This is a genomic window from Solimonas sp. K1W22B-7 (assembly GCF_003428335.1).
In the GTDB taxonomy this organism is placed as follows: Bacteria; Pseudomonadota; Gammaproteobacteria; order Nevskiales; family Nevskiaceae; genus Solimonas_A.
In genome coordinates this window covers 3,519,433-3,545,902 of the sequence record NZ_CP031704.1, presented here as the reverse complement: position 1 = coordinate 3,545,902, position 26,470 = coordinate 3,519,433, and the positions used below count along the sequence as shown (strand labels likewise).

At 65.3% G+C, this 26,470-nt stretch carries 25 protein-coding genes and 2 pseudogenes; 13 read left to right on the top strand and 14 right to left on the bottom strand.

The annotated features are described in order from the left end of the window. Positions 1-148: 148 nt before the first annotated feature. Together D0B54_RS15920 and D0B54_RS15915 are read left to right on the top strand one after the other, a co-directional pair. Complete coding sequence (locus D0B54_RS15920) at positions 149-832, top strand: SDR family NAD(P)-dependent oxidoreductase (protein WP_117292257.1); 684 nt, start codon at positions 149-151, stop codon at positions 830-832. A 119-nt stretch (positions 833-951) separates the two neighbouring features. After that, complete coding sequence (locus D0B54_RS15915; protein ID WP_117289342.1) at positions 952-1,956, top strand: IS30 family transposase; 1,005 nt, start codon at positions 952-954, stop codon at positions 1,954-1,956. A gap of 40 nt (positions 1,957-1,996) precedes the next feature. On the opposite strand, the gene D0B54_RS15910 is transcribed toward D0B54_RS15915, so the two are convergent. Further along, complete coding sequence (locus tag D0B54_RS15910; protein ID WP_117292256.1) at positions 1,997-2,464, bottom strand: hypothetical protein; 468 nt, start codon at positions 2,462-2,464, stop codon at positions 1,997-1,999. A 187-nt stretch (positions 2,465-2,651) separates the two neighbouring features. Between D0B54_RS15910 and D0B54_RS15905 the strand changes: the two genes are divergently transcribed. Next, positions 2,652-2,930 (top strand): hypothetical protein, encoded by a 279-nt coding sequence (locus D0B54_RS15905; RefSeq protein ID WP_117292255.1) that lies wholly within the window; start codon positions 2,652-2,654, stop codon positions 2,928-2,930. A gap of 7 nt (positions 2,931-2,937) precedes the next feature. Here the strand turns inward: D0B54_RS15905 and D0B54_RS15900 are convergent, their stop codons facing one another. Continuing rightward, positions 2,938-3,339: a hypothetical protein gene (locus tag D0B54_RS15900; RefSeq protein ID WP_117292254.1), complete on the bottom strand. Its 402-nt coding sequence runs from the start codon at positions 3,337-3,339 to the stop codon at positions 2,938-2,940. Positions 3,340-3,346: 7 nt separating this feature from the next. Continuing rightward, positions 3,347-4,039, bottom strand: a complete 693-nt coding sequence (locus tag D0B54_RS15895; RefSeq protein ID WP_117292253.1) for a TetR/AcrR family transcriptional regulator — start codon at positions 4,037-4,039, stop codon at positions 3,347-3,349. A gap of 518 nt (positions 4,040-4,557) precedes the next feature. On the opposite strand from D0B54_RS15895, the gene D0B54_RS15890 reads away from it, so the two are divergent. The 6 genes from D0B54_RS15890 (at position 4,558) to D0B54_RS15870 (ending at position 9,262) form a co-directional block, all read left to right on the top strand. Next, positions 4,558-6,090 carry a nitric oxide reductase activation protein NorD gene (locus tag D0B54_RS15890; RefSeq protein ID WP_117292252.1) on the top strand — a complete coding sequence of 511 codons (1,533 nt, stop codon included), beginning with the start codon at positions 4,558-4,560 and terminating at the stop codon, positions 6,088-6,090. 21 nt (positions 6,091-6,111) lie between these two features. Further along, entirely contained in the window at positions 6,112-6,942 is an 831-nt protein-coding gene (locus tag D0B54_RS15885) for a CbbQ/NirQ/NorQ/GpvN family protein (RefSeq protein WP_117292251.1), read from the top strand. Continuing rightward, on the top strand, positions 6,939-7,073 hold the full coding sequence (locus D0B54_RS25005; protein WP_256365891.1) for a hypothetical protein: 135 nt from the start codon (positions 6,939-6,941) through the stop codon (positions 7,071-7,073). The genes D0B54_RS15885 and D0B54_RS25005 overlap by 4 nt, the downstream gene beginning before the upstream one ends. A gap of 7 nt (positions 7,074-7,080) precedes the next feature. Beyond that, on the top strand, positions 7,081-7,776 hold the full coding sequence (locus D0B54_RS15880; RefSeq protein WP_117292250.1) for a hypothetical protein: 696 nt from the start codon (positions 7,081-7,083) through the stop codon (positions 7,774-7,776). A 35-nt stretch (positions 7,777-7,811) separates the two neighbouring features. Next, positions 7,812-8,276 carry a hypothetical protein gene (locus D0B54_RS15875; protein WP_117292249.1) on the top strand — a complete coding sequence of 155 codons (465 nt, stop codon included), beginning with the start codon at positions 7,812-7,814 and terminating at the stop codon, positions 8,274-8,276. 203 nt (positions 8,277-8,479) lie between these two features. Beyond that, on the top strand, positions 8,480-9,262 hold the full coding sequence (locus tag D0B54_RS15870; RefSeq protein ID WP_117292248.1) for a spirocyclase AveC family protein: 783 nt from the start codon (positions 8,480-8,482) through the stop codon (positions 9,260-9,262). A gap of 138 nt (positions 9,263-9,400) precedes the next feature. On the opposite strand, the gene D0B54_RS15865 is transcribed toward D0B54_RS15870, so the two are convergent. Further along, on the bottom strand, positions 9,401-10,063 hold the full coding sequence (locus D0B54_RS15865) for a TetR/AcrR family transcriptional regulator (protein WP_117292247.1): 663 nt from the start codon (positions 10,061-10,063) through the stop codon (positions 9,401-9,403). Positions 10,064-10,154: 91 nt separating this feature from the next. On the opposite strand from D0B54_RS15865, the gene D0B54_RS15860 reads away from it, so the two are divergent. Next, the gene (locus D0B54_RS15860) at positions 10,155-11,051 is read left to right on the top strand and encodes a hypothetical protein (protein WP_117292246.1); all 897 of its coding nucleotides are present in this window, start codon (positions 10,155-10,157) and stop codon (positions 11,049-11,051) included. Between the two features lie 110 nt (positions 11,052-11,161). Beyond that, entirely contained in the window at positions 11,162-11,722 is a 561-nt protein-coding gene (locus D0B54_RS15855) for a dihydrofolate reductase family protein (protein ID WP_117292245.1), read from the top strand. Between the two features lie 362 nt (positions 11,723-12,084). Here the strand turns inward: D0B54_RS15855 and D0B54_RS15850 are convergent, their stop codons facing one another. The 8 genes and pseudogenes from D0B54_RS15850 to D0B54_RS15820 form a co-directional block, all read right to left on the bottom strand. Beyond that, entirely contained in the window at positions 12,085-13,578 is a 1,494-nt protein-coding gene (locus D0B54_RS15850) for an ATP-dependent nuclease (protein ID WP_117295300.1), read from the bottom strand. 469 nt (positions 13,579-14,047) lie between these two features. Next, a complete protein-coding gene (locus D0B54_RS15845; protein WP_205527148.1) occupies positions 14,048-14,866 on the bottom strand; it encodes a CbbQ/NirQ/NorQ/GpvN family protein in 819 nt (272 codons plus the stop codon). A 10-nt stretch (positions 14,867-14,876) separates the two neighbouring features. After that, positions 14,877-17,612 carry a TonB-dependent receptor gene (locus D0B54_RS15840; protein WP_162932469.1) on the bottom strand — a complete coding sequence of 912 codons (2,736 nt, stop codon included), beginning with the start codon at positions 17,610-17,612 and terminating at the stop codon, positions 14,877-14,879. A gap of 71 nt (positions 17,613-17,683) precedes the next feature. Next, positions 17,684-19,396 (bottom strand): nitric oxide reductase activation protein NorD, encoded by a 1,713-nt coding sequence (locus D0B54_RS15835; RefSeq protein WP_205527147.1) that lies wholly within the window; start codon positions 19,394-19,396, stop codon positions 17,684-17,686. Positions 19,397-19,656: 260 nt separating this feature from the next. Further along, a pseudogene (locus D0B54_RS25225) lies at positions 19,657-20,574 on the bottom strand (SDR family NAD(P)-dependent oxidoreductase); the annotation flags it as partial. A 387-nt stretch (positions 20,575-20,961) separates the two neighbouring features. After that, a pseudogene (locus tag D0B54_RS25220) lies at positions 20,962-21,489 on the bottom strand (SDR family NAD(P)-dependent oxidoreductase); the annotation flags it as partial. Beyond that, positions 21,489-22,601, bottom strand: a complete 1,113-nt coding sequence (locus tag D0B54_RS15825) for a spirocyclase AveC family protein (protein WP_117292243.1) — start codon at positions 22,599-22,601, stop codon at positions 21,489-21,491. The gene D0B54_RS15825 and the pseudogene D0B54_RS25220, both read right to left, overlap by 1 nt. Positions 22,602-22,697: 96 nt before the next feature. Further along, entirely contained in the window at positions 22,698-23,375 is a 678-nt protein-coding gene (locus D0B54_RS15820; protein ID WP_117292242.1) for a TetR/AcrR family transcriptional regulator, read from the bottom strand. A gap of 186 nt (positions 23,376-23,561) precedes the next feature. On the opposite strand from D0B54_RS15820, the gene D0B54_RS15815 reads away from it, so the two are divergent. Both D0B54_RS15815 and D0B54_RS15810 read left to right on the top strand, forming a co-directional pair. Continuing rightward, positions 23,562-24,812, top strand: a complete 1,251-nt coding sequence (locus D0B54_RS15815) for a cytochrome P450 (RefSeq protein ID WP_117292241.1) — start codon at positions 23,562-23,564, stop codon at positions 24,810-24,812. A gap of 45 nt (positions 24,813-24,857) precedes the next feature. Further along, the gene (locus D0B54_RS15810) at positions 24,858-25,175 is read left to right on the top strand and encodes a hypothetical protein (RefSeq protein WP_117292240.1); all 318 of its coding nucleotides are present in this window, start codon (positions 24,858-24,860) and stop codon (positions 25,173-25,175) included. A 273-nt stretch (positions 25,176-25,448) separates the two neighbouring features. Here D0B54_RS15810 and D0B54_RS15805 read toward each other — a convergent pair whose 3' ends face one another. Then, positions 25,449-26,075, bottom strand: coding sequence for a TetR/AcrR family transcriptional regulator (locus tag D0B54_RS15805; protein WP_117292239.1), 627 nt, complete (start codon positions 26,073-26,075; stop codon positions 25,449-25,451). Between the two features lie 74 nt (positions 26,076-26,149). Next, positions 26,150-26,470, bottom strand: coding sequence for a 2Fe-2S iron-sulfur cluster-binding protein (locus D0B54_RS15800; protein ID WP_117292238.1), 321 nt, complete (start codon positions 26,468-26,470; stop codon positions 26,150-26,152).

Sequence of the window (26,470 nt, the reverse complement as noted above, 5' to 3'; positions counted from 1 at the left end):
CCTACGGATAGAAGTCTGCTTTCCCGTCACCTGCGCCGGCGTCTTCATCTGCAGCGATACCCGTTGATGGACTGAGCCTCCGCTCCCGCGTACCTTCCGGGTAGGCCGGGAGATATAGGGGACCCGGCAATCAACGGGGGAGAACCAGATGTCGGCACCCAACCTCAGCGGCAAGCGGGTCGTGATCACGCAGGCCGACGTCTTCATGGGCCCCGCGCTCTGCGAGGTCTTCGCGGAGCAGGGGGCGCAGGTCATCGCCGACCGCCGCGCGCCGGACGAGCCCGGCGGCGCTGCTGCGATGCTGGCGGAGGCGGGGGAGATCGACGTGCTGGTGGTCAACCTCGGCGTACCGGCGCCCACCACACCGGCCGTCTCCGTCACCGAGGAGGAATGGCGCTCGGTGTTCGCGCAGATGGTGGACCCATTGCCGCGCCTCTGCCGCGCGGTGCTGCCGCAGATGACCGCACGGCGCTCCGGCAAGATCCTGCTGATCGGCAGCGCCTCGGCCCTGCGCGGCATGAAGCGCGCCTCCACCTACAGTGCCGCGCGCGGCGCGCAGCTGGCCTACGTGCAGGCCCTGGGCGTGGAGGTGGCGCCGCACAACGTGCAGGTCAACGCCATCGCGCAGAACTTCGTCGAGAACCCCACCTACTTCCCGCCGGAAGTGCAGGCCAACCCGGCCTTCCAGGAACGCCTCAAGCGCGAAGTGCCGCTGGGCCGGCTGGTGGGCGCGCGCGAGGACGCGCAGTTCGCGGCCTATCTTTGCAGCGACGCGGCGAACTGCTTCGTCGGGCAGGTGTTCCCGGTTTGCGGGGGCTGGGTGCCGCGCTAGGCGAGAACGTCATACCGGCGAAAGCCGGTATCCAGTCGTGAAGTACCGGCCAATCCCTGAGGGACTGGATACCGTGAGTTCACAAACCAAATGCAACACCCTATTACGAGGGTGCTGCAATGGGACGCAAGAGCTTTGAGCAGTTTGGAATCGAGGAACGGTGTGAGATTTCCCGTCGGCGCCAAGCCGGGGAGTCGATCCGGCAAATTGCGGCAGCTCTGGATCGCGCGCCATCGAGCATTTCTCGGGAACTGAAGCGCAACACTGGCGCGACGGGCTACCAGAGCGTCTATGCCGGCGAGCAAGCTCGGGCGCGCCGCTGGCAAGGTAGCCGGCTTCTGCGTGATGCCGAGCTGCAAGCCAGGGTTCTGGAGGGATTGCGCCGAGGCTGGTCTCCCGAGCAGGTATCGCGGCGGCTGGCTCAGCAGGATCTGCAGATCAGCTACGAGAGCATCTATCGCTTCATTGCCGCCCAGATCGCCCGGACCAACGACTTTTCCTGGCGTCTCTATCTGCCCCGTGCCAAGAGCAAGCGCGGCTTCCGTGGCCGCAAGGGCGGCAGCCCGGCAGAGCACATCCAGCAGCGGGTTTCGATCGAAAAGCGCCCCAAGGCTGCGGCTGACCGGCGCCAGGCGGGACACTGGGAAGCCGACCTGATGCTCTTTGCGCGCTATGGCCAAGCCATCCTGACCCTGCATGAGCGAACGTCCCGGCTGACCGCCATCGTCCGCCAGCCCAGCAAGGCCGCTGCGCCGGTGGCGCAAACCCTCCAGGCCTTGCTGGCCCCACTGCCCCCAGCCCTGCGCCGCAGCATCACCTTCGACAACGGCACCGAATTCGCCTTGCACTACACCCTGCATCAGCCCCTGGGCTTGCAGACCTATTTCTGCGATCCGCATTCCCCCTGGCAGAAGGGTGGCGTCGAGAATGCCAACGGGCGTTTGCGCCGCTGGCTACCCCGGGGAACCAACGTCGAAGACCTCTCACCAGACCAACTCTTGCAGATCGCTCAGATCTACAATCACACGCCACGCAAGTGCCTCGGCTTCAAAACCCCAGCCGAGGTCTTCGCCAAAGTGTTGCATTTCAAATGTGAATCCACCTACCGGCTTTCGCCGGTATGACGGAAGTCTGGCTCAGGGTCTGTCGGGAAGAGCTGCTGCGTTACTGCCGCCGCCGCATCCCGCCGCCTTCACCGCTGGCCCCGCGTTCCGCGAACGACATTTCCGACGAGAACTCGCGCCAGCGCGCCCACTGCCCGTCGCTCAGCGCGGCAGCCACGGCGGACTCGAAGCGTGCGTAGGCCTGCACCTCGCGCTCATGCAGGCCGCCCCATTGCTTCGCCACGGCGGCGCTGCGTTCCAGGTATTCCGGCTGCTTGGGCGACAGGCCGCGCAGCTGCGCCTGGAGGGCGCCGCGTTCGGCCTGCAGGCCCTTGAGCTCCGGCAGGGCCTTGTCGAAGGCCGCCAGCACCGCGGCGCGCTGCTCGGGCGTGGCCTCCACCTGCGACAGGGTGATGATGATCTCCTTCTCGGAGCGCACGCCGGCACCGCGCAGGTCCGGGGGCGCGCCGCGGCTGGCGCAGGCGGTCAGGGCAAGCAGGAGCAGGGCGGCGAGGGTGGTCTTGGTCATGGGGCGGTGGGGATGATCAGGCGTGAGCATAGCGCCGCGAAACGGGCGGAGTCGTATGAATGTGTAAACGGCCAGACCTGACAACGGTCCGGACCCCGCCCGCGTGCCCCAACGGGGGACTGTCTCAAAACTGCAGCTTTCATCGGCGATGATTCATGCGTCGGAATTCGGCATAGGGACGCGAGACATGCAGGCCAAGAGTGAAGCGGTGATGCAGAACGAAGGGACGGCGGCAGCCGGCCCCTCCTCCGGCACTCGCCTGTGGATGGCCTGCGCCGGCCTGCTGTCGGCGCTGCTGGCCCTGCCGTTCCTGGCTTCCGGCCTGCTCGACCTGGGCGACGAAAGCCTGACGGACCTGGCGATCGGCCTGGCCGCCTGCTGGTTTGCCGCCCGGCTGCTGCTGAAAGCGGGCTGGCCGCTGCGGCAGCGCCGCTCGCGCCCGGCCATGGGCCTGGCGACTCGCTGAACCTGCCTCAGCGGCAGGCGCTGACCTGGCTGGAGCAGTCGAAGCGCTGCTTGTCCTCCTTGACTTCCGGCACCTCGACCTTGCGCCCGCCGACCGTGCGCTTGCTGCCGCCGACCACGTGGCTGTCCACCAGGCGGCAGTCGTCGCCCTCGCGCTCCAGCGTGAACCCCACCTCCACCTTGTCGCTGCGCAGGCTGCACTGGCGGTTGCCGCCCTGGAACACACAGCGCTCCGCCGGCACCTCGATCTGCTGCGCATAGGCGATCTTCTGGCGCGCGGCGCGGGCATCGGCGGCGGGCAGGGGGATGCTCATCTCGCCCAGCGACTTCGTCTGCAGGCGCAGGCAGTCGGCGGCCGGGGCGGCGAAGGGGAGCAGGGCGGCGGCGAGGAGGATGCTTCGAAGGAACATGGGCGGATCACTTCTTCGCGGGACGTTTGCCAGCGGCGCCGGCTTTGGCTTTCGGCGGTGCCGTCGCGATACCCAGCAGGCGCCTGACGGAGTTGATGGTCTCGGCCTTGTGGGCCGCGATTTCATGCGGTTCCAGCGGGTTGTAGGTGCCGTTGGGAATGAGCACCGACAAGGCGTTGACGTAGAAGACCGTCGTTCCGATGATCGCGCTGGCCGCGTGGAAGGGATCGTCGTGCAGCGGCTTCAACTCGCCGCTGGCGATCCCCTTCTGGAACAGGCCCCAGGCCATGCCGATGAAGCGGTCCGAGTCGGGATAGATGCTCTGCATGGGGTGCTCTTCCGCGTCGGCGACGTGGCGCAGGATCAGGCGCGACAGCGTCGGCCGGGCGGCGACGCCGTCCACCCAGGCCTCGGCCGCGTCTTCGATGCGTTGCGGGATCGGCTTCGACGACGACAGGGCCGCGTCGATCTGCGTGACCAGCGGCCTGAAGGCTTCCTCGAGCACGGCGTTATAGAGCGATTGCTTGTCCGGGAAGTGATAGAAAAGCGCCGGCCGCGTCAGGCCCACCGCATCCCCCACGTCTTCCAGACGCGCCACCGCGTAGCCGCGGCGGGCAAACAATTTCTCGGCGGCTTCCAGGATGGCCGAACGGGTGACCTTGGTAGGGCGCAACGGTCGGGGGCTTTTGGTCTTCTGCACTTTTGATCGACTGACTCTAAAGTAGAACTACGGGGCGATGATACATGAGGCCCCATCGGCAATAGGAAGACGGGGTCGCCGCTTCCTGCTGACCGGCGCTGGCGGCCCCGGCCCCGCTCGCGATCTCCGGTTACCCGAAGCCCTCCTTGCGCCCGCGACTCCCTCCCTGTCTGTCCCTCGGACCCGGCGTTGAACAGCCCTGACACAGCCCTGTCACCTGCAGGCAAGGCGCCTTGACTCGCCAGTCAAATTTTCGTTGACTCGAAAGTAGAATACTGTTTTACTCGTGAGTAGAACAGAGGCGCGGGAAGGCAGCGTTGCCCTACCGCTGCGGGCCTCTCCGGTTCTGCAATCCACGCATTCACCCACGAGGAGATTGAACATGCTGGAACTGTTCCTTCTGGACTCCCTGCGGATGGCCTTCGCCTTCGGCATCGCCGGCCTGGTCATCTGGTTCTGGTACTGGTTCTTCGAATCCGTGGGCACGTTCTGATCCCGGCTTCCTGAGCGCAACCGGCATGTCCTACGGCTCCCCAGACGCCCTGAGCATCGAGCGCAGCTGCGCCGTCGTGGCCTCCGCGATCTCGGACGGGGGCTGCGAGAGCGTCCGCCTCATGTCGGGCGCGCGCCGCATGTTCGGCATGAACACCGGGCGAACGGTGATGAACGTTCCGTACCCGGCCATCACGCCGGACTGGAGCCTGAGAACCTGGACCTGCGGCATCGCCATGCAATGCTCGCCGTCGAAAAGCCGCATCGCCCCTTTCACCCTGAAGGCCCTGTCGCCCCGGCAGATCACCGCGCTTTCGCTGGTCGAAGGCGGGGTGGCGCTGGGCTGGGTGGGCTCACGCTGGCCCGGCCTGGTGCCCGAGCTGCGGCGCTTCCTGCCCGACCTGGAGATGAGAAGCAGCGATCTGGATGGCGTAGCGATTCTCGAGAGCGCGATGGCGCTGGCGCAGTCGGCGCAGGAGTTGAACTATCACCCGGTGCTGGGCCAGCTGCCGTTGGGCGTGCCCGCCAGGGGCGGCCTGCTGGACGCCCTGCGCAGGCGCCAGGGGCGCATGCCCTGGTCCAAGACCAAGCGTTACCTCTCGCCGGGCTACGAAACGATCCCGGTGGGCGGCGAGGGGAACATCAAGAGTTCCCGCATCCCGCCGCCCAGCCGCCCCGAGGACGACGACCCCGAGATCCGCGCCGACCAGCGCGCCGGGGTTCCGTATCCCGAGTGGAACCTGTGGACCCGCAAGTTCCTTCCCGACCACGTCGCCGTCCTCGAGCGCAAGCTGCAGGCGAAACAGGGCGCCGCGCGACCGCCATCGGCCGATCTGCGCCGCTGGTTCGAGGAGCACACGCATCGCGTGATGCAGAGGCGCCTCGAGGACGGCTCCGACCTGGATATCGACCCGTACATCGACTTCCATGTCGACCGCCTCACCGGCAAGGCCGCCGAGGCGCGGGTCTTCCGCGACCTCAAGCCCGCCTTCCGCGACGTCACCACCGCGCTGCTGCTCGACGGCAGCGCCTCGCTCGGCGGGCAGAACGGCCGCAGCTTCAAGCTGGAGCTGGCCTGCGCCGACGCGCTTTGCCACGCCATGTCCCTCGCGCGGGAGCGGCACGGACTGTTCGTCTTCAACGGCAAGACCCGGCACCGGGTGGACGTCACCTGCCTCAGGGATTTCAAGGACGCGCACTCGGTCATGCCCAGCGATCTCGGCCTGCTGACCGGCGGCTACACCCGCCTGGGAGCGCCCCTGCGCCACCTCACCAGCCGCCTGCTGGCGCAGGCTTCCGAGCGCCGCCTGCTGATCGTGATCGGCGACGGACAGCTCTCCGACGAAGGCTACGAGGGCCGCTATGCCTGGGCGGATGCGGCCCATGCGGTCGAGGAAGCCGAGGACGCCGGCGTGTCCCTCTACTACATCGGCGTCGGCCCGACCAAGGTCGATCCGCTGCCCGACATTTTCGGGCCGCGGCGCTCTACGCGTATCCGCCGGGTGGAAGAGCTGCCCCGTGTACTGGCACAGGTTCACCGCGAACTCGTGGCGAACTGAACAAACAAGGATGAGGAGTGCATGAAGGATAGCTACTACCAGAGCAACGGTTCCGAAGTGGCGCTGTTCAGGAAGGCCGCCGAGCAGCGCGTGCCGGTGATGCTGACCGGACCGACCGGCTGCGGGAAGACGCGCTTCGTCGAGTACATGGGCGGCGTGCTGGGCCGCCCCGTCGTCACCATCAGCTGCCACGACGACCTGACCAGCTCCGACCTGGTCGGCCGCTTCATGGTGACCGGCGGCGACGTCGTCTGGAACGACGGGCCGCTGACGCGGGCGGTCAAGGACGGCGCCATCTGCTACCTCGACGAGGTGGTGGAGGCGCGCCACGACTCCCTCGCCATCCTGCATTCGCTGACCGACCACCGCCGCTCGCTGTACCTCGATCGCAGCGGCCAGGTCCTGCAGGCGCCGGACAGCTTCATGCTGGTCTGCTCCTACAACCCGGCCTACCGCAGCTCGCTGAAGGAACTCAAGCCCTCCTTCCGCCAGCGCTTCGTCACCGTGGCCATGACCTACCTGTCGCCCGATCGCGAGGCCGAGGTGCTGGTGGCCGAGGCCGGCATCGACCTGGCGGCCGCCCGGCGGCTGGTCAACTGCGCCATGGCCATCCGCAAGGCCGACAACGTCTTCCACTTCGAGCCGCCTTCCACGCGCGTCCTGGTCACGGCCGCGAAGCTGGTCGCCGCCGGTGCCACCGAGGTGGAAGCCGCCGAGGTCTGCATCCTGGCGCCGCTGAGCAACGACGGCGCCATCACCGATGGCCTGCGTGAGCTGGCCGCCGCAAGCCTGGTGGGTGTCACCACATCCGCAAGCAATGCACGTGCAAATGCAGGAGGGGCCAAGGCATGAGCAACCAATCCGTGTCCGAGCAGGACCGCCGCCGCAAGAAGGCCATGATCGTTTTCCAGATCCTGATCTACAGCTGGATCTTCGGCACCTTCCTGGTCCAGCTGTACCTGAAATCCATCAGCGACTGGTGAAACCGCAATGACGACCATTACCAGTTCCGGAAGCTTCGGCAACTACGATTCGCACCAGAGCGACAGCGCGGCCGCGCAGCTTCGCGCCGACAAGTGGATGATCTCGGGCACCATCCTCATGGGCACCGCCGTGCTCGGCATCTTCGGCCTGCCGATGTTCCTCTGGGGCCTGCATCTGCAGATACAGGCGGCGAAGGCCGGGCTTTCCGTGCGCCCGGTCATCGTCACCCTGATCGGCTACCTGGTGATCATCGACTCCGCCCTGAACAGCATGGGCTGGACGCTGGATCTCTTCGCCCACCACACCCTGATCAATCGCGTGCTCACCACGGGCTGGGGCGCGCTGGTGGATGGAGGCTACTTCTGGCACTACAACGAGCTGTGGATCGGCGGTTCCGGCGCGCCCGGCGAGAAAGCCTGGGAGATCGCCCTGATCCCCGTGCTGTTCTGCGCGCGCCTGGCCGCCGCCATAGGCCTGCTGCAGATGAAGCGCTGGGGACAGCAGTGGCTGATCGTCACCTGCTGGATGGGCGTGATCGTCTGGACCGGCTACAACACCAACATGACCATCTTCGCCGACGTGCGCTACGCCGGCGTCGTGTTCCCGGTCTGGGGCTGGTGGATCTACGACATCTGGTACATCACGCCCTTCCTGTCGCTGCCCTACCTGCACACGGTCAACCGCGAAATCTTCTCGGAGTGACGGCCCGCTTCCGGGCCAACGCATAGGAAATATATATGAGCACTTCCACTGAAAAAGAACTGCCGCTGGGCACCACCGCGCACTACGCCAACATGCACAAGTGGCTGCAGCGCGGACTGTTCGTCTGCCTGGTCTGCCTGGTCATCGAAGCGTCGTTCTCGCTGCCCTTCATCGCGGTCTGGATGGGCTGGCCCACGCTGTCCCTGACCGAGGTCTGTCATGAGATGGAGAAGGTCCGGTTCGCCGACGATTCGCGCGAGTGCCAGGTGCCTCATCCCCTGTTCGCGCCTTCGGAGGCCAGGGGCCAGAAGACGGCGAAGGATACCTGGGGCATCCAGCCGCGGCCGCACTACAAGAAGATCGGCTTCCATGACCTCATCCGGTTCCGTGACGAGCGGCTGGCGCGGGAGGCGGCCGCTGCAAAGCTCAGGGCCGCAGCGGGCGCAGCAGGGGCAGCTGCTGCAGGAGCCGCGGCCGCTCCGGCCCCGCCTGCTCCCTGAGAACCAGGGTCGCTGCGGAACCCGTGGCGGATTCCCTGCAGCCATGAGCCCGACGCCCCGAATCATCGAGTCTTGAGGAATCCTGCCGTGGGTGCACTGATCATGCTGGGTACGCTGTTCGGACTGATCGTCCTGATATTCGGCCTGGTGCTTCGCTACGATCCCCAGGCGCGTGCCCCGTCGCAGAAGCAGGGCGACCGGTAATGTCCGAACTCACCCCGCTGCTGCAGGCCTCGATCGGCTTCGCCTACGTCGGCGCGGTCGTCTTCGTGGCCACCGGCCTGGTCCTGAGCTATCGCCGGGGCCGGCCGCATGCGCTGCTGCTCCTGTGCATCTCCGCCATCTCGTTCTCGTGGATCGAGGCGCCCTACGACTGGGCGATGTACGCGCAGTTCCCGACCGCGATTCCGCGCATGCCGGCCTGGTGGCCCCTGAACATGACCTGGGGCGGCCTGCCGGCCTCGGTGCCCCCGGGATACATCGCCTATTTCGTCCTGCCTGCGGTGATCGGCGTCTCCCTGGGGCGCTGGCTGATCGAGACATTCCAGTGGCGCGCGCCCCAGACCCTGCTGATCACGGGCCTGTTCGTCGGCTTCCTTTGGGCGCTGATGTTCAATGCGGGCCTCGGGGCAAAGCTCGGTGTTTTCCACTACGGTCGCGTGATCGAAGGCCTCGCGCTGCGGGAAGGCACGAAACACCAATATCCGCTCTACGACGCCCTGGCGATGGGCGTGCAGATGATGGTTTTCACCTACCTGCTCGGCCGCACCGACCCATTGGGGCGCTCGCTGATCGACCTGTGGGCAGACTCGAAGACGAAGAGCCGCTTGCGCTCCTCGCTGCTCTCGATCGCCGCCGCCATCGTCATCGGCCACGTCGTCTACCTGTCGGTCTTCGCGCCACACCTGGCCACCAAGCTGATGGGCCTGGTGATCGTGGGGCCGACCGAGCAACTGTTCGAGGGCGTGCCGAACCAGCCGCTCTAGTGTCCTGAGTTGGAAGTTCGCTGCAGTAGTCCCCTCTCCCGCTTGCGGGAGAGGGTGCCCGGAGGGCGGGAGAGGGTTTCTGTTTGACCGGCCGTGGGGAAAGTCCGCCCGTACTTCGACAAGCTCAGCACGAAGCGACTACCTGCCCGCAGCCCGCTTCGCCTTCGACAGCGCCGTCGCCGCAGTGGGAGGCGCCAGTTCCAGCGCCTGCTTGATCACCCGCTGCGTCGTGCGCGGATCCGCGCCGAAGCCGGGCAGGGCGGATGACAGCACGGCGCCGATCCGCTCGGCAGGCGTCAGCCGATCGAGATTCAGCTTTTCGTCGACCATGCTCGACAGCGTGCCGCTCAGCGCGAGCGTGGCCGCCAGGAACTGGTTCTCCGTCCAGTCCGGCAGCTCCGCTCGCAGCCAGTCGCGATGCCTCGCCGTGGAAACCTCGATCAGCGACTCGGAAATCTTCCAGGAGCGATAGGCCACGCCGAGCAGTTCCGCAACCCGCGCATCCGACGAGATCGCCTGCGCCAGGCTGGCCCACTTCAGCCCGAGGCGCAGGTAGACGTCGGCCTTGGCGGTCAGCTGCCGGTCCGCGGCCTCCTGCGCCGTCTCGAAGTTGTCGAGGATCAGCTCGCGGAAGATGCCGTCCTTGTCCTCGAAGTGGTGGTAGATGCTGCCGTAGGACACGCCGGCAGCCGTAGAAATCTCGCGCAGGGTCGTCTGCGCATAGCCCTTGTCCAGGAAGAGCCGCTGCGCGGCGGCGACGACTTTCCTGCGAACTTCCTCGGTCTGTTCCTGGCGACCCATTCCCCACCCCTGCTTGACGGCTCAAGGTTTACATCATAATCTAGATCACGATCTAGATATTATTCTAATTAAACCCTGAGGAGGGTGTGCCATGCTGATGAACCGCAGGTCGTTTCTTTCGCGCTCGGCGCTGATCGCTGCCGGCGCCGTGGTTCCCGCGGCGCTCACGGGCTGCGGAGGAGGACGCTCGGGCGCCGACGATTCCAAAGCGACCGGGCTGAGCGTCCACCTCAACGGGCGCGAGGTCGCCCGGCAAGAGGTCCTGGAGTGGGAGGCCCGGCGCCTGCAGGTGATCGCGAAGCGCATGAGCCAGAACCTGCCGGCGGCCCTGGTGGGTGAACTGGTCGCGCTGCTGCTGCGGCCCGAGGTCTCCACGGCCAACATCGCGCAGGAGAGAGTGGCCCTGGCCGAAGCCAAGATCCTCGCCGGGGACGAGGCCATGCGCCGGCTCGTGGCAACCGACCTGCTGCTCACCAACCAGATCGTCGAACTGGCCGTCGCCGCGCCACTCGGCTGGAGCGTCTGCGAGATCGGCATCGTCAGCAATCGCGGCAGCGCCGAGGGCTTTGCCCGCTGGTTCAACGACAAGTCGTTTCACGACGACCCGTACGCGATGCTGGTCGCCTGCCCGGATCACTTCCTCCTGAAGGCGGTCCCGCCCAGGGGGATGGAGGTCATCGAGATCACAGGTGGAGCGATGCAGGCCAGCCGCTTCCTCATCGACTACGACAACCTGGGCGACCTGCCGCTGGTCATCGATCCGGATTTCCCCGTCCGCTTTTCCGGCGCCGCCGTCAACGGGAACGGCACCGTCATCGGCGGCCTCAATCATCGCTTCCGCACGCTGGCCGAGGGCTTCGAAAGCCACCTTGCGATCGTCTTTCCCGCCGCCCTGCCGCCCTGGATGATTTCGGAGCACCGCTGGCACCTGGCCTGCGAGTTCTCCAACTGGATCACGGCCTACATCGAGGAAACGGGCGACCGATGAGCGCCATGGCGGCCAGGAGCCGGGCCAAGCCTGCGGTGCCTGGCCCGGTCTTTTGGGCGGCAAAGCACTTTCGGTAGTATCGGGATATCGGCCCGCCCCAGGAGCACGCCATGCAACCCCTACGGTATTCCATCAACCTCACCCTGGACGGCTGCTGCGGCCACACCACCATCACCCCCGACGAGGAGATGCATCACCGCGCCGCCGAGGGCATCGCCCGTGCCGACGCACTCCTTCTCGGCCGCGTGACCTACGGGATGATGGAAGAGGCCTGGCGGCCGGTGGCGGAGTCGGGCACCCGGCCCGACTGGATGCCCGACTGGATGGAACCCTTCGCCCACACGATCCACGCGGTACCGAAGTACGTCGTATCGAGCACGCTGCAACAGGTCGACTGGAACGCACAGTTGCTGCGCGGGGACCTGGGCCAGGCCGTCCAGCAACTCAAGCAGCAGCCGGGCAGGGGGCTGGCCGTGGGCGGCGTGAAGCTGCCGCTGGCACTGGCCGAGCTGGGCCTGATCGACGAGTACGAGTTCGTGGTGCACCCCAAGCTTGTGGGCCATGGGCCGACCCTGTTCGCGGGGCTGTCGAAGCCCGTCGACCTGAAGCTTGTGAGTCGGCTGGAGTACGCCTCGGGGGCGGTGGCGATGCGCTATGAGCCGAGACGCTAGGGAACCTCTGAAAAAGTCCGTTCGTGCTGAGCTTGTCGAAGTACGGACGGACTTTCCCCGCGGCCGGTCAACTAGTTACCGCTCACCCTTCGACAGGCTCAGGGCGAACGGTAACTTTTTCAGAGCTTCCCTAGGGCAGTTTCGATTCAGTTTCGTAGTTTCGTAGGGTGGGCAAACGTCTTCATGTTTGCCCACGCGGTGAGGCCTTGCCTGTTATCGACAGCGTGGGCAAACGAGAAAATGTTTGCCCACCCTACGAGGCTCAAAACGCTCCTGCGAAAAGCAGCCATCCGAACCGTCGATGCCCTCTGGGAATACATTGGAACCCTCATCGAGGTCTTTACCCCAGAAGAGTGTTCAAACTACTTCGCCTCTTGCGATACGTCAGCAAATAAATCGAAAATGCTATAGTGAGCATTGACCACTTGCCTAATCGCATCGGCGATTCGCGTTCGGTCTTGGGCAGACAGCGCAATTGCGCACCATTCCGTGGTCAGTAGTTCCCATACGCTAGTCGCGCTTTTATGCACACGATCTCCAACGATTCGAGTCCACTGATGATGGTCTGGCTCCAGCATAGCGTCCTCGAAGGCTTGTATTAGCGTGCCAGCACCAATTCCGAACCTTGCTGGAAGGTTTGGCCAGTTGGCAGATTTCAGATCAGAAAAAACATGACGTTCAGGAGCAAGGGTTCCAGGTAACGATAGGGAATTCGGATTGCCGTGATCGCCATCAACAACAGCCAGTGACTTGTAGGGCAACCGTCCAGCTTGCGCCAATGTTCCCAACAGTTGAACGACGTTGGACGGTCCTACCGCGTTAATTTCTATTCTCGTAATAAGGTCCGATGTCTGATCCGAAGACGCAAGAATTTCCCTGAGCCAGATTGCAGCCTCGCGATCCTCAACAAAAATGTGAGCGTCTGGATGTACTTCGTCATCCATTCTGCTCATCGCAAATTCTGGAGATACCCCATAAACAACGTTAAGTCCTTGGGGGCCATTCATGAGCAGAATTCTTGCTTCTTGAGGCAATTCCTCCAGAACGTACGGACTATGCGATGAGAGAACTATCTGGATTCGCCTCTGTCGAGCGAGCCACAAAAGAAAACGGATTAGGCGGCGCTGCGCACGCGGATGCAGTGAGGCTTCAACCTCGTCGATAATCAGTAGGGAGTACTGAGGAACACCTTGAAGAGTTCTAAATAGGTCCAGGGTTGCATCTTCACCCGCACCTTGATGAAACTGCGAAAGTTCGCCCCACTCTCGCTCAAGTAAGCCAACCTGTCGTTTGGCATCGACGTCCGATGTGGCGAATCTTGCTTTCTTGTATTCACGTCCAAGAACATGCGAGAGGCGTTGCCGGAACTCATCATTTAGCTCCGCGCTTTCCACCTCTGCCGCCGCGCTTCGAGCAATCTTGGCGTATCCAACTGAGGCGTCCAACGGTAAGGTTCTGGAAATATCTAGAAGATAAACATTCCTCTTGGGCCGTTGATCCGGAACGCGCCATCGTTCGGTTAGCTTCGTATACTTAAAAACATCGATGCTAGTCCCGCGTTTTACTCGTGCATCGATTTTGACGTTCTGAATTCTGTCCCAGTGTGTTTCAACAAAAAAAGACGAGGGATAGAATTTCTTGTCATTGTCCTCGTGCTCATACACGCAGGCGGCGAGTTTCAAGAGCGTACTCTTTCCGCTTCCGTTTTCGCCAACTATCGCCACCACTGGATAGTTGAATTCAACTGATTGACCAGTCCAGCCACGTAAACCATTAATAGACACCATTTGAAGAAACTGAGGCCATTGTCCGGCTTGAAACTGGCCTCGAATCGTATTTATTTCTTGATGGTCCAAGATCGTGCCCCTGCTAGTCGCTAGAACGCCCATAATTGGTAGGTCCTATTCTAGCCTTGCCATTTTGTCTTCACGATCCCTGCTTTTGGCTATGGTTGACCTGATTCGGCCGTCAGGTTCAGTCGAAGGCGGCCACGCTGGTGTGTCTACGGCTTGAACTGCGCCACGGTGAGCGCTCACTCCATAGTCATCTGCTCGAAAGATGGTTTTTGAGCAGAAACCAGTTCAAGGGCGGGTCTGGACCCGCCGGTCGCGAAACGACCCTGAGAAAAACGGAATTCCGTTGGGAGTTCAGCCAAAAGCAGGCGCATAGTATTCCGCAGAGAGCTTGCGTCCGCTGCTCGGCTCACTGCCCGCTTCCGCCCCTTCCAGGACGGTTCCCGCAGCCGGCGGCCACTCCCGTCCCGGACTGGATGCCGGCTTCCGCCGGCATGACGGATTTGATGTTTCCGATCGAACCGAAACAGCCCTAGGCCCCGTCCCCCAGATACACATCCACCATCTTCGCCAGCCCACTACTGACCTTTGCATCGTCGGTCAGCGGCCCGGCAATGGCGGCCTTGGCAGCCGCTGACATCGTCAGGCCCTCAGCCACCAGCCGGCCGGCGGTGATCAGCACGCGGGTGGAGGCCACCTCGCGCAATCCTCCGGTTTCCAGGCGGCGGATGGCCTGGGCCAGGCGCACCAGGCTGGCGGCCTGCTTGGGGTCGATGCCTGCTTCCTGGGCGACGATCTTCTCTTCGACCTCCGGCGCCGGGAAGCCGAACTCGATGGCGACCATGCGCTGGCGCGTGGAGTCCTTCAGGTCCTTGAGGACGCTCTGGTAGCCGGGGTTGTAGGAGACGACCAGGCAGAATCCCGGCGCGGCGGTCAGCGTCACGCCCAGGCGCTCCAGCGGCAGCTGACGGCGGTGATCGGCCAGGGGGTGGAGCACGACGGTGGTGTCCTGCCGGGCCTCGACCACCTCGTCGAGGTAGCAGATGGCGCCCTCGCGCACGGCGCGGGTCAGCGGGCCATCCACCCATTGGGTTTCTCCGCCGTGCAGCAGGTAGCGGCCGACCAGGTCGGCGGTGGTCAGGTCGTCGTGGCAGGAGACGGTGATCAGCGGCCGGCCCAGGTCGTGGGCCATGGCTTCGACGAAGCGCGTCTTGCCGCAGCCGGTGGGGCCCTTGAGCAGGACGGAGAGGCCCTGGCGACAGGCGGCCTTGAACACCTGCTCCTCGTTCGACACCGCGACGTAGTAGGGGCGGTCGCTTGCCGGCATGCTGTGCTTGATGGTCATGTCCATGCTCGTATTCTCAGAAGTTGTAACGGAGTCTTGCACCGATCATCCGCGGCTGGCCCTGGGTGCGGGACTCGATCCCCAGCGGACGGTAGGTGCCGGTGGTGAACACGACGTATTCCTCGTCGGTGACGTTGGTGGCGAATGCGGCGAGGTCGCAGGTCGTGCCCAGTACGCCGGTCCATCCCAGGTTGAGATTCAACACGGCGAAATCGTCGAGGACCGCGTAGGGCGATGAGGTGGTTGCGCCCACACGCTGCTCGCCGGTGTAGGCATAGGTCACGCCGAAGATCATCTGCCCGTACTGCTCGGTAACGGGAATGATGAAGTTGAGGTTGGCGACGTACGAAGATTTCGGCGCGAAAGGGAGTTCGTCGCCGGCGTCGGCAATCGGAGTGCAGGTGAAGCCTTCGATGAAACCCACCTGCTCGACCCGCGAGCAGAAGTCGGCCGATTCGACCAGCTCCGTTTCCAGGTAGGAGTAGGAAAGGCTTGCGGTCAGCAGGGTGAAGGGCTGGAAGAAGCTCTCGATTTCCAGGCCTCGCGACGTGCCCTTGCCGGCGTTGAAGATCGCCGTGGTAGGCCCGGAGGTCGTGGAGACATAGCCGCCCTGCAGCTGCATGTTGGTCAGGGTGTTGTCGAACAGCGCGACGTTGAACCGACCGGGGAAGGGCCACTCGAAAGTGCTCTTCAGGCCGACTTCGTAGGTGTCCACCTGTTCCGGCTCGTGCGTGTCCAGCCCCGGATCGGCCAGCATGTTGACCGTGCCCTGGCGATAGCCGCGCGTGTATTTCACGTAGGTCATGATGCTGTCGCTGGGCCGGTAGTCCAGCTCCAGCACGCCGGTGGGGGCTGAACTCTCGACCTTGGGGGTTTGCACGGTCACCCGATTGCCCAGGGGCAGGGCGAGGGCGTAGCGGTGCAGCTCCTTCACCCCGTAGCCTTCCGTTTCGTCCCAGGTGTAGCGCAGGCCCAGCGTGACGCTGAGCGGATCGAGGAGGTTGTAGGTCCCCTGGGCGAAAACCGCCTGGTTGAGATATTCCGTCTTGACCTTGTATTGCAGCGCGCCGCCGATCACGCCCGCCAGGGGATCGAAGCAGTCGAACCCGGAGGGATCGCCTTCGAGCGTCGCGACGTCGCAGTAGATCAGGGCCGCCGTATTGTTTCCGGAGAAGCCGTCCGGCGTGCTGTGCTCGTAGTAGAGGCCGCCCTGCCAGGTCAGGCGGCTGTCGAAGGAACTGCCCTGCAGTTGCACTTCCTCCACCCAGGTTTCCTGGCGGGTGACCGGCATGTCGGGACGCGGAATCGTGTGGCCGATGCCGAACTCGCGCCGGCCCCGGGGATCCGTCGGATCCGGGAAGAAGTTTCCGAAGATGTTCGAGCCGTTCTGCGTGTAGAGGTGGGCATAGGCCAGGATGTTCTTGAAAGTCAGATCGTCGGAAATGCTCCAGGTCGTGGTGTTGATCAGGCGCTTTTCCTTGATTTCGGTGATGGGCGTTTTCACCGAACTGACCACGTCGTAGAAACCATCCTGCCCGGAGGCCTTCTGGTCGGCCAGTTGATTCTGGCAAGCCGAAAAGGTCAGCAGTGCCAGGGGACTGCCACCCAGCGGGATGCCCGGCAGCGGATCGGTGAGGTTGATGTCGCCACCGGAGGTGACGATCTGGACGAGCCCCTGGATCAGGGCCGAAACATCGATGGCGCTGGGGTCCGCCAGGTTCCTGAGCAGGTTGTTGCAGTCGAACAGCTGGGCGGTGTTGCCGTGCGAATCCGAATCCACCAGCGAAAGAATGGTGTAGTTCTCGAGTGATTCGGTGATGTCCCAGACCGCGCTCAGGCGACCGGCGATGTAGTTCACGTTGCCCAGGTCGTCCGCGCCGATGCCGGTGATGTTGTTCAGGTAGCCATCGCGCTGGTTGTAGTCCACGCCCAACCGGAACCTGAAGTCGTCGCTGACCGGAACATTCAGCACGCCCTGTGCGCGCTGCGCGGTGAAATCGCCGCCGGTCAGTTCCACGTAGCCCTCGAACTCGTCCTTCGGCTTCTGCGGCACCAGGAGAATGGCGCCGCCTGTCGTATTGCGCCCGAACAGGGTTCCCTGCGGGCCTTTCAGGACCTGCACGTTCTGCAGGTCGAACAGGCTTCCGGGGCCGGCGCCGTCGCCTGAGGTCTGGGTGCTCTGCCCGCGCGGCGCGATGACTTCCGCGAAATAGGTGCCCACCGAAGCCGTGGTCCGGAGATCCTGGGTGAAGCCGCGTATCGTGAAGCTGGCGTTGTCCGGCCCGAAACGCGAGTTGGCCGAAAGCGACGGCGTATAGCGCGCCAGGTCGGCGGAATTCGTCATGTTCGCGTTGGTGATCTGCTCCTGGCTGAAGACCGTGATCGAGATCGGAACGTCCTGCAGGTTTTCTTCCCGCCTTTGTGCCGTGACCAGGATCTCCTCGATCATGGGTTTCGACTTCGGCCTTGCGGTGGTCACGGTTCCCTGCTGCGGCGCCTCGCGCTGCGGGAGCGGGATGACGTCCAGCTCCGGCCCGGCCTGGGACGCCGCGGCAGCCTGGGGAGCTTCGGGCGCCGCTGAGGCAGGCGCTTGTTCGGGAGGCGGGGTTTCCGACGGGGCCACGGCGGCATCCAGAAGCTCCAGCAACTCCGCATCCTGCGACTCCCCGGATGCCGCCTGTGCCCTGGCGACAAAGGGGAGCCCCAGGCCGCATATCGCGACCACCCCTGCCAGCATTCCCGTCGTCTTCATGCTCTCCTCCATTCCTGATCGCCTTGCCGTGCCGATGCGCAGTCCTGGCGACGTCTTCTTTAAGTCTTTGTTCAGGCTGCCGGCCTCGCCCGCCGCCTCGCCTGGTTGCGTCGCAGCTCCGCCGCGCGCAGGGCAGAGCGGAACAGCGGACCGATCACCTGGCCGAGCTGGTCGTGCCGCGGGATCATGGCGTGGGCCGCGCTGCCGAAGACACGCCGCAGCACCTCCACGTCCGTGGCCGCGCCGATGCTCAGGCACAGGCAGCCCACGCCATCGCGCCGCGCCTCACCCAGGGCCTGCCGTGCATCGGCCGCGCCGTAGGCAGGCTCGTAGCCGTGGTCATAGGCCAGGCCGTCGGACAGCACGACGAGCAGGCGCCTGGGCGTGCCGCTGCGCTCCAGCAGCAGCGTCGCGCCATGGCGGATGGCGGCTCCCAGCCGCGAGTAGGCACCGGGCACCAGGCTGTGCAGCCGCGTCATGACGCGGCTGTCCAGGCCTTCGTCGAACTGCTTGACCGGCACCAGGTGCACGGCGGAGCGGCCCTGCGAATGGAAGGCATAGAGGGCGACGCGGTCACCCACCTCGTGCAGCACCGTGACCAGGGCGGCAGCGGCATTGCGCTGCTGTACGTGCACCGTGCTGCCCGATCCGTCGTCCTGGGCGACGGAACCGGAGACGTCCAGCAGGACCAGCACCGACAGGTCACGCCGGCGACGCTGGCTTTCGATGTAGACCGCTTCGTCCGGCACTGTTCCTGCCCTGATGGCGACCTGCGCTTCGATGGCGGCATCGATGTCGATGTCGTCGCCCTGGGCCTGGCGGTGGAAGCGGTCCAGGCCCATGCCGAGGCGGGACAGCGGCTTGCGCAACCCATGCCCTGCCGACCACGCCACCGCGGAAGGCTGGTTAACGGGTGGATCGATCTCGCTTACGGTGCACCAGTCGGGCCGGTAGCAACGGTCATGGACGTTCCATTCCGGGTAGAGGATGCCCAGGCCCTTGCCGAAGGCGTCGTCGATGGATTCCGCGCTGGCCGTCGATTGCAGCGCCCGTGCTCCCGCGCGTGGCCCGGAGCGGGACGCGTGCGTCGCCGTGTCCGCCCCCGGACCGTCGCCGGCCTTCAGCTGCCGCAGCATCTGGAACATCTTCTGCAGGAGCTTGCCCAGGCCGCCGCCACCGCCCACCGGGCTGCTGGCGAAGTCCTCGATGTCCTCTTCGTCCTGGTTGGCGTCGTCGCCGAGTTCGGCCAGGGGCTGGTCCTGAGGCTTGCGAGGGATGTGCCGTGCCTGTCCCTCGCGGGTCGATCCGCCGGCGTGCCGCTGCGCGGCGAGCAGTTCGCGCACCCGGATGGCGCCGAACACGGCCGGCGGATCCTCGATGCGCGCCTTGCCCAGGGCCAGTTCCAGTGAGCCCTCCGGCGAGCTGGAGCGCAGGGCCAGGGCGCGGTCGCTCAGCGGCCATGCCAGCGGCGGCAGCACGTCTTCGCTCGCCGCCAGCGCGCGCTGTCCTTCGATGGCGAGATAGCGCCGCGCCAGTTCGGGCCGGCGCGCCAGGCGCTGCAGGATGCTCCGCTCCAGGCTCCCCGCAATGAGCAGGGCGCTCTGGACGCAAAGTTGCCTGAGCTGCACGGAGAAGGCGGCGCTGCCATCGACGAAGATCACCGATCCGTTCGTCCACGCAGGGATGTCGGGGGCGGCGCGGTCGACCGCCAGTGGTCGGCGCGACAGCGCCGACGCCAGCATCCCCAGCAGGTCCAGGCTTTCGCTGTGAGTGGTGTCGTTCACCGGCGTCTCTATACCTGCAGCTTCTGCAGATCGTCGAGGATCGTCTGCAACCGCTCAGGCGACATCCTGGCCTGGGGAAACCCGGAGATCTGCTTGAGGGTGAGCCCGCGTCCCATGCGCAGCAGCGGACCCGCGGTCTTCATTTCCGGATAGTGGCTGGCCATGACGGCCTTGGCCTGCGGGTTGTCCAGGATGTCCGCCAGCCGGGTATCCGCGGTGAAGCGCAGCGGGCTCGCGGCGGCGGGCCTGCTTTCCTGGCCCAGGCCTCTGCGCATGCTGATCTGCATGACCTCATCGACGATGGAAGACGGCACGGTGAAGGGCTGGGTCGCCGAGACCTTGCCAAGGTTCGCCGCGATGTCCTCGGCAGTGGGCGCGCTGCCAGCGGGGGCCAGCCATCCTTCGCCGAGCCCGGCAAAGACGCGGGCATAGCGACCGGCCCCGGCCGAGTAGTGGTGATGGCTGGGCTCGCAGGCGCGACTCGCCAGGAACACCACCATCGGCACGACGAGCCTGGGATCGATGATCTGCAGGAAGGGGATCTGCGCGGCGGCGTCGGCGCCGCCCACGGTTTCGGTCACCATGCGCGAGAATCCGAAGGGCAGCACGCAGTTCGCCTTGATGCCATGCTCCTCGCCTTCGATCGCCACCACGTTCGACAGGCCGAAGATGCCGGCCTTGGCCGCGGCGTAGTGCGCTTCCTGCGGCTGGCCGAAAAGTCCCGCCGAGGATGACGTGAAGACGAAGCGGCCATAGCCCTGCGACTTCATCACGCGAAACGCGGGCTGGCTCAGGTAGAAGCTGCCGTCGAGGTGCACGCCCAGCATGCGGCGCCATTCCTCGGGCTGCAGCATCTCGAAGTCGACGGAACCGAAAATGCCGGCGTTGCTGACCACCGCATCGAGCCTTCCGAAGGTTTCCACCGCGGCGCGCACGATCGCCGCGCCGCCCTCCGGAGTCGCGACCGAGTCGTGGGATGCCACCGCCTTGCCGCCGTTGCGCCGGATCTCCTCGACCACCTGGTCGGCAACGCTGCCGTCCGCGCCGTCGCCGTGCATGGAGCCGCCCAGGTCGTTGACGACCACCGCCGCGCCGCGCCGCGCGAACTCCAGCGCATAAAGGCGCCCCAGGCCGCGACCGGCACCGGTGACGATCACCACTTGGTCCTTGAAGCCGATCGGCTTCTGGGGAGCTGGATCCAGATTGGCGGATGCAGCCGGGCTGCCGCTTCCCGCCGCTGCGTGGAGCGCTCCCATGCGGGGAATCTTCATGGCCGCGCGGATGATCTGATGCACCAGCTTGCCCGGAAGTATCCGCGCCATGACGGCGAGCGCCGTGGCGTCCGGCCCGACGGTACGGCGCACGATGGGCGCCTTCTCCATCAGCGCCGCGCCCAGCGCGCGGGCAAAGACTTCCGTGGGCAGGGCCTTGGCCACTGCCGCCTTGCCGGTGCTGTGGATGCCCTTGTAGATCACGCCATACGGACCCTGGTGATTGCCATGGTCCGGGGTCTGCTCGGTGATGATGTCGGTCTGGAAGGAGCCGGTCACCAGGATGGTGACGCCGAGTCCGAAGGGCGCCACCTCCTGCGACAGGGCTTCCGCCCAGCGCTCGAGCGCACCCTTGGATGCCGAATAGGCACTGATGCCGGGCATGCCGCGGATCGCGCCGGCACTCGACAGCACGACGATGCGGCCCTGTCCCTTGGCGCGCATCGCGGGCAGCAGCGACTTGGTGAGCAGCACGGGCCCGAACAGGTTGGTCGCGAACATCTGCTGCCAGACCGGGTCCGGTGTTTCCTCCACGCTGGCGAACGCGGCGATGCCGGCGTTGTGCACCAGGGCGTCGGGAGCGCCCACCGCGTCCTCGATGGCCCTGGCCGCGGCCGGTATGGAGGCCAGGTCGGTGAGATCGAGCGGGATGCCGATCAGGCGCGGATCGCCGGCCGCTGCGCCGGTGGCGGCGCGCAGTTTCTCCAGGCCGGATTCGACCGAGCGCATGGCGGCGACGATGTGCCAGCCCTGCTGGTAGAGATGGCGGGCCGAAGCCAGCCCCAGTCCACGGGAAGCTCCGGTGATGACGACGCTGGGCATCAGGATTTCTCCTTGGGCAGGCAGGCGGCATCTTCCTTGAGCGGGTTGACCTTGGGCCGACCGTCGGGCTGTCCCACCGTCAGTCTGTTCCAGTAGCCCTCGAAATAGGGGCCCGGCTGGCCTTCACGCTCGTAGTAGCCCTGCGGGTCGTAGACCTTGGCTTCCGGATAGGGGTAGGGGCAGGCCATCGAAGTGGCCAGGCCGCTGGCACGAATGACGGCGAAGGCACCGCCGTACATGAAGTAGGCGATGTTGACGATGCCGAACATGACCAGGAAGGTGGCGAGCACTGGCCGCCCCTGGAACCAGCGCAGGCGCTGCGACAGCTTCTCCGCCACCGTGCGCCCGGTGTCGTCGCGGTAGCACAGCACGCCTGCCGGGATCATCACCAGGCAGACGAAGGTGGATTCCCAGATCAGCGGGAACTGGAAGGTGGTGCCCGCGAAGATCGTACCGAAGGGAATCGCCTGCGAGTAGATGTACAGGCCGGTCCGGACCAGCGACACCTCCAGCATCATGTCGAAGATGAAGCCGAACACCAGGATCAGGCCGGCGAGACTCCACAGCGGATGGCGCCAGACGAAGGCATCCATCGTCCGCTTCGCCTGCAGGCGCCGCAGCACCCAGACCGCCGGGAAGAAGGGCCCGAAGTAGAACATCGCATAGCCCACCACGATGAAGGGCTCGACGGTGGGCGACAGCATGATCAGCGGCCAGTCTTCCGGCCAGTGCCAGAGCTGCGGGTTGTACACCGCATAGGGGGCCCAGTTCATGATCGGGTCCTGCCAGACGATCGCCGTCGTGGCGATGGTCATCAGCAGGTAGGGGTGCCCCGGATGGCGCCGCCAGGCCAGGGCGCAACCCACCACGAGGAGGACCATGGCCACGACGGTGCCGGCTTCGAGATACGGCAGCCAGTCGATGCCGAACAGGAACTCCACCGGACGCGGCACGCCGCGGACCTCCGGGTTGGCGATGCGCGGGGAAACGGCGCCCATGCGCGCGAAATACGCAATCAGGCCGATGAGGCCGAGGCCGACGAGGCTCCACAGCCAGGTCACGGCCGAACCGCTACCGGAAGCCCCCGTGCGGGAAACTGTGTGTTTCGACATGCCGCCTCACTCCATGCGAATGCGATTGTGTTCAGGGACATCGGCAGGGGCTTCTGGCGGCCCCTTGCCGCGGTCCCTCCTTGCTGCTGTATCTCGTTACTGCTTCTTCACCGCTTTCCTGCGCCCGCCCTTGCCGATGCCGAGCAGGTGGCGCGTGGCAAACAGTGCTTCCCGCTTGTGGTCCGCGACCTGCTTGGGGTCCAGGGGCTGGAACTGCCCATGGGGCACCAGGCCGGAGAGCGCGCCGACGTAGAAGACGGTGGTGCCGATCACCGCGCTCGCGGTGTGGAAGGGATCGTCGTTGACCGGCTTGAGCTCGCCGCTCCTGCGCCCCTGCTCGAACAAGGCCCAGAACTGCATGGGCAGCCGGTTGTTGTCGGAGAAGATGGCCTGCGAGGGCTGCTCCGCGCCGTCGGCGACGAAGCGCAGGATCAGGCGCGCCAGGGTAGGGCGGGCAATGATCGCGTCGATCCAGGCCTCCACGGCCAGTTCGATGCGTTCCACGACCGAGCCGGTCTCGGCGGCGAGCACTTCTTCCAGGTGGCAGGCGAGGCCGCTGAAGGCCTCGGCAAGCATGGCGTCGTAGAGCTTCTGCTTGTCGCCGTAGTAGTAGAACAGCGCGGCGCGGGTCAGCCCCAGCGCCTCGGCGACGTCTTCAAGCCGCGTGGCCGCATAACCCTGCCGCGAGAACAGGTCTTCGGCCGTCGCCAGGATGGCCGCCCGCGTGCGCTCGGCCTTGGTGCTGCTGGGTTCGACGACGATCTGGGTGTTCACGGTGGTTTTCCATGGTCCGGGCCCGCACGCCCGGCTTCGTGTGGAAAAATTCTACTTACGTGTAAGTTGAATTTCAACTTTCCTGTAAGTAGAATTTCTTTGCAGGTCGAACCGGGCGGCGTCCTGCAGCCCGGCGGACCTGCCAGGGCTTCGGATGGACCACCGCTACAGGGAGAGGGGTATTCAATGAACAGTGCGGACATGGCCAACCGGGTGAAGAAGCCCGCCCACGTGCCGGATGCCTTGGTGTATGCCTTCGACTACAACACCGACCCCGAGTACTGCCGCGACCCGCACGCCCGCGCCGCGGACCTGGCCCGAAATGCCCCGCCGATCTTCTGGACGCCCTACAACGGCGGGCACTGGATGGTCCAGGCCCACGCGGCGGTCCACGAAGCGCTGCGCGACTACGAAACCTTTTCCAGCGAGCACTTCTCGCCGGAGGCCTTCAATTCGATGATGGCGGAACTGCCCGAGGAGGAGCGCATCCCGGCGCCGGTTCCCATCTGCATCGATCCGCCGCAGCACGCCAAGCTGCGCATGCCGCTGTTCTCCACCTTTTCCCCGAAAGCGGCGCTGGCGAGGGAAAAGGAGATCCGCGAACTCGCCGAACGTCTCATCGACGGGATCGCCAAGCAGGGCCGTTGCGAGTTTCAGCACGACGTCTCCGACATCTACCCGGTGGAGATCTTCCTGGGCATGTTCGGCTTGCCGGTGGAGAAGGAACGCGAGTACCGGGAACTGGCCAAGAAACACCTCTCGGTGATCACGCCGGACCTGTCCGAGAACATGCTCATGATGCAAGCCATTGCCGCGGTCATGCGCGAGACCATCGTCGAACGCCGTGCCAACCCGAAGCAGGACATCATCAGCATGCTGTGGGCGCTGGAGATCGAGGGCGAGCCGATGACCCTGGACCTCATGCTGAGCTACTGCGTGATCCTGTTCATCGCCGGCCTGGATACCGTCGTCAACGCCCTGGGCTTCGGCGTGCGCCACCTGGCGACCGACCCCGAGCTGCAGCGCGTGCTGCGCGCGAATCCGGCGCTGATTCCCGAGGCCTCGGAAGAAATCCTGCGGCGCTACGCCTTCGTGGCACCGATCCGCCTGGTGAAGAAGGAGCGCGAGTTCCACGGCGCGGAGCTGAAGGAAGGCGAGCGGGTGATGATGTTCATCCCCAGTGCCAGCGTCGATGAGCGCGTCTACCGCGATGCCACGACCTACGACATGAACCGCGAGAAGCACCCGCAGATGGCCTTCGGGGCGGGACCGCACTACTGCCTGGGGGTGCACCTCGCCCGCCTGGAACTGAGGGTCATGTACGAAACCATCCTGAAGAAGCTGCCGGAGTTCCGGCTCGATCCGGAGCATCCGCCAACCTTCCACGGCAGCATCATCGCCGGGCCGTCCAGCATTCATCTGCGCTGGGACGTGTAGACCCGCGCCGGCCGCTACAGACAATCCAGAGAGAGGAGATTCGAGATGACCGGCAACGCAGCGGGGATCGAAGGCAAATGGGCCGTCACCATCTACGGCCCCACCGGCCCGCAGGAAACCGTGCTGGAACTGGAAACCGTCGACGGCGTGCTGGGCGGCAGCCAGTCCGCCCTCGGCCAGGTGGAGACGCTGCTGGACGTGAGCTTCGACAGCGCCAGCGGCGAAATCGCCTGGACCAACAAGATCAAGAAGCCCCTGCCGATCGCGCTGAAGTTCAAGGGCGTGGTCGAAGACCGGACCATGAGCGGCAAGGTCAACGCGGCCATCATGGGGGCCTTTCCGTTCACCGCGGTAAAGGTCTGAGGCGGGACCCGCCTGCTCGATCTGGCTGATCAGGTCGCCGCTGCTGCGGCTGGGTTCGGGTACCTGAGCCGGGAAGGGGCGCGGTGCCGGTGTGGTGAATCAGAAGTGCGCCCACAAAGTCGATCGGTCCCCTCTCCCGCGCTGCGGGAGAGGGTGGCCCGAAGGGCCGGGAGAGGGCGCTGTGAATCTTTCAACTGTTACAGAAACCCTCTCCCACCCTTCGGGCACCCTCTCCCGCAAGCGGGAGAGGGGACTATTTGAATCGAAACCGTCCTAGCGCCCCCGCAGTCCGCTCGCGGGCGGCGAGAAGATGCCCTGGCGCATGAAGCCCGAAAGCTCGCGGGTGAAGCGCTGGGCCAGGTCTTCGGGGTCGCTGTCCGGCAGCCGGCTGAGCATCACCAGGGTCGAGGTCATGCCCAGGAAGATGTAAGACAGCACCTCGATGTCGAGATCCGCGCGGGCTTCGCCGGTGCTCTTCAGCCGTTCCAGCGACTGCCGGATCAGGCGGTTGATCGGGTGGTCCGACGACAGCTCCCGCCCCGCGATGGCGTCGGAGATCAGCAGCGTGGCGGCGTCGCGGTTCTGCAGGATCAGGCGCGCCACGTGCAGCATCACGTCGTCGGCCGCGGCCAGGGCCATGCCGTTGCCCTGCATCGACTCGATCAATTGCTGGGTGATCCAGCCCTTGGCCTCGCTGAGCAGGTGCTCGCGGTGCTGGAAATGCTGGTAGGCCACGCCGCGGCTGACCTTGGCCAGCTGCGCCGCTTCCTTGATCGACAGCCCGTCGGGGCCCTTGAGCGCCAGCAGCTCCACCGTGGCCTGCAGCAGGCGTGCCCGGGTCTGGACCGGGTTGCGGATGCGGGTCTTGCGCGGTGCGGCGGATTTGGTTTTTTCCCTCATGCCGGCACTCTAACCCAGGGTCGATGCACGCGCGGGGCAGGGACCGGCGTCCCTGCCCCGCGTGCCCCGGTGTCTCAGAACTGCGATGCCGGCAGGCGCACCACCAGCCCGTCCAGTTCCGCTTTCATGGAGATCTGGCAGGTCAGGCGGCTGGTCGGCTCCACGTTCATGGCGCCGTCCAGCATCATCTCCTCGTTCTCGCCCTTCGGGTCCACCCTGTCCTGCCAGGCGGGGTCCACGTAACCGTGGCAGGTGGCGCAGGAGCAGGCACCGCCGCAGTCGCCGATGATGCCGGGCAGCAGGTTGTCGACCGCGGTCTGCATCACGCTCTTGCCGCTTTCGGCATCGACGACATGCTGCTTGCCGTTGTGCTCGATGAAAAGGATCTTAGGCAT

What these genes read in the sequence shown, in the direction of transcription:
- D0B54_RS15920 (WP_117292257.1), top strand. Translation starts at nt 149, where the DNA reads ATGTCGGCACCCAACCTCAGCGGCAAGCGGGTCGTGATCACGCAGGCC.
- D0B54_RS15915 (WP_117289342.1), top strand. Translation starts at nt 952, where the DNA reads ATGGGACGCAAGAGCTTTGAGCAGTTTGGAATCGAGGAACGGTGTGAG.
- D0B54_RS15910 (WP_117292256.1), bottom strand. Translation starts at nt 2,464, where the DNA reads ATGACCAAGACCACCCTCGCCGCCCTGCTCCTGCTTGCCCTGACCGCC.
- D0B54_RS15905 (WP_117292255.1), top strand. Translation starts at nt 2,652, where the DNA reads ATGCAGGCCAAGAGTGAAGCGGTGATGCAGAACGAAGGGACGGCGGCA.
- D0B54_RS15900 (WP_117292254.1), bottom strand. Translation starts at nt 3,339, where the DNA reads ATGTTCCTTCGAAGCATCCTCCTCGCCGCCGCCCTGCTCCCCTTCGCC.
- D0B54_RS15890 (WP_117292252.1), top strand. Translation starts at nt 4,558, where the DNA reads ATGTCCTACGGCTCCCCAGACGCCCTGAGCATCGAGCGCAGCTGCGCC.
- D0B54_RS15885 (WP_117292251.1), top strand. Translation starts at nt 6,112, where the DNA reads ATGAAGGATAGCTACTACCAGAGCAACGGTTCCGAAGTGGCGCTGTTC.
- D0B54_RS25005 (WP_256365891.1), top strand. Translation starts at nt 6,939, where the DNA reads ATGAGCAACCAATCCGTGTCCGAGCAGGACCGCCGCCGCAAGAAGGCC.
- D0B54_RS15880 (WP_117292250.1), top strand. Translation starts at nt 7,081, where the DNA reads ATGACGACCATTACCAGTTCCGGAAGCTTCGGCAACTACGATTCGCAC.
- D0B54_RS15875 (WP_117292249.1), top strand. Translation starts at nt 7,812, where the DNA reads ATGAGCACTTCCACTGAAAAAGAACTGCCGCTGGGCACCACCGCGCAC.
- D0B54_RS15870 (WP_117292248.1), top strand. Translation starts at nt 8,480, where the DNA reads ATGTCCGAACTCACCCCGCTGCTGCAGGCCTCGATCGGCTTCGCCTAC.
- D0B54_RS15865 (WP_117292247.1), bottom strand. Translation starts at nt 10,063, where the DNA reads ATGGGTCGCCAGGAACAGACCGAGGAAGTTCGCAGGAAAGTCGTCGCC.
- D0B54_RS15860 (WP_117292246.1), top strand. Translation starts at nt 10,155, where the DNA reads ATGCTGATGAACCGCAGGTCGTTTCTTTCGCGCTCGGCGCTGATCGCT.
- D0B54_RS15855 (WP_117292245.1), top strand. Translation starts at nt 11,162, where the DNA reads ATGCAACCCCTACGGTATTCCATCAACCTCACCCTGGACGGCTGCTGC.
- D0B54_RS15845 (WP_205527148.1), bottom strand. Translation starts at nt 14,866, where the DNA reads ATGGACATGACCATCAAGCACAGCATGCCGGCAAGCGACCGCCCCTAC.
- D0B54_RS15840 (WP_162932469.1), bottom strand. Translation starts at nt 17,612, where the DNA reads ATGAAGACGACGGGAATGCTGGCAGGGGTGGTCGCGATATGCGGCCTG.
- D0B54_RS15825 (WP_117292243.1), bottom strand. Translation starts at nt 22,601, where the DNA reads ATGTCGAAACACACAGTTTCCCGCACGGGGGCTTCCGGTAGCGGTTCG.
- D0B54_RS15815 (WP_117292241.1), top strand. Translation starts at nt 23,562, where the DNA reads ATGAACAGTGCGGACATGGCCAACCGGGTGAAGAAGCCCGCCCACGTG.
- D0B54_RS15810 (WP_117292240.1), top strand. Translation starts at nt 24,858, where the DNA reads ATGACCGGCAACGCAGCGGGGATCGAAGGCAAATGGGCCGTCACCATC.
- D0B54_RS15805 (WP_117292239.1), bottom strand. Translation starts at nt 26,075, where the DNA reads ATGAGGGAAAAAACCAAATCCGCCGCACCGCGCAAGACCCGCATCCGC.
- D0B54_RS15800 (WP_117292238.1), bottom strand. Translation starts at nt 26,470, where the DNA reads ATGCCTAAGATCCTTTTCATCGAGCACAACGGCAAGCAGCATGTCGTC.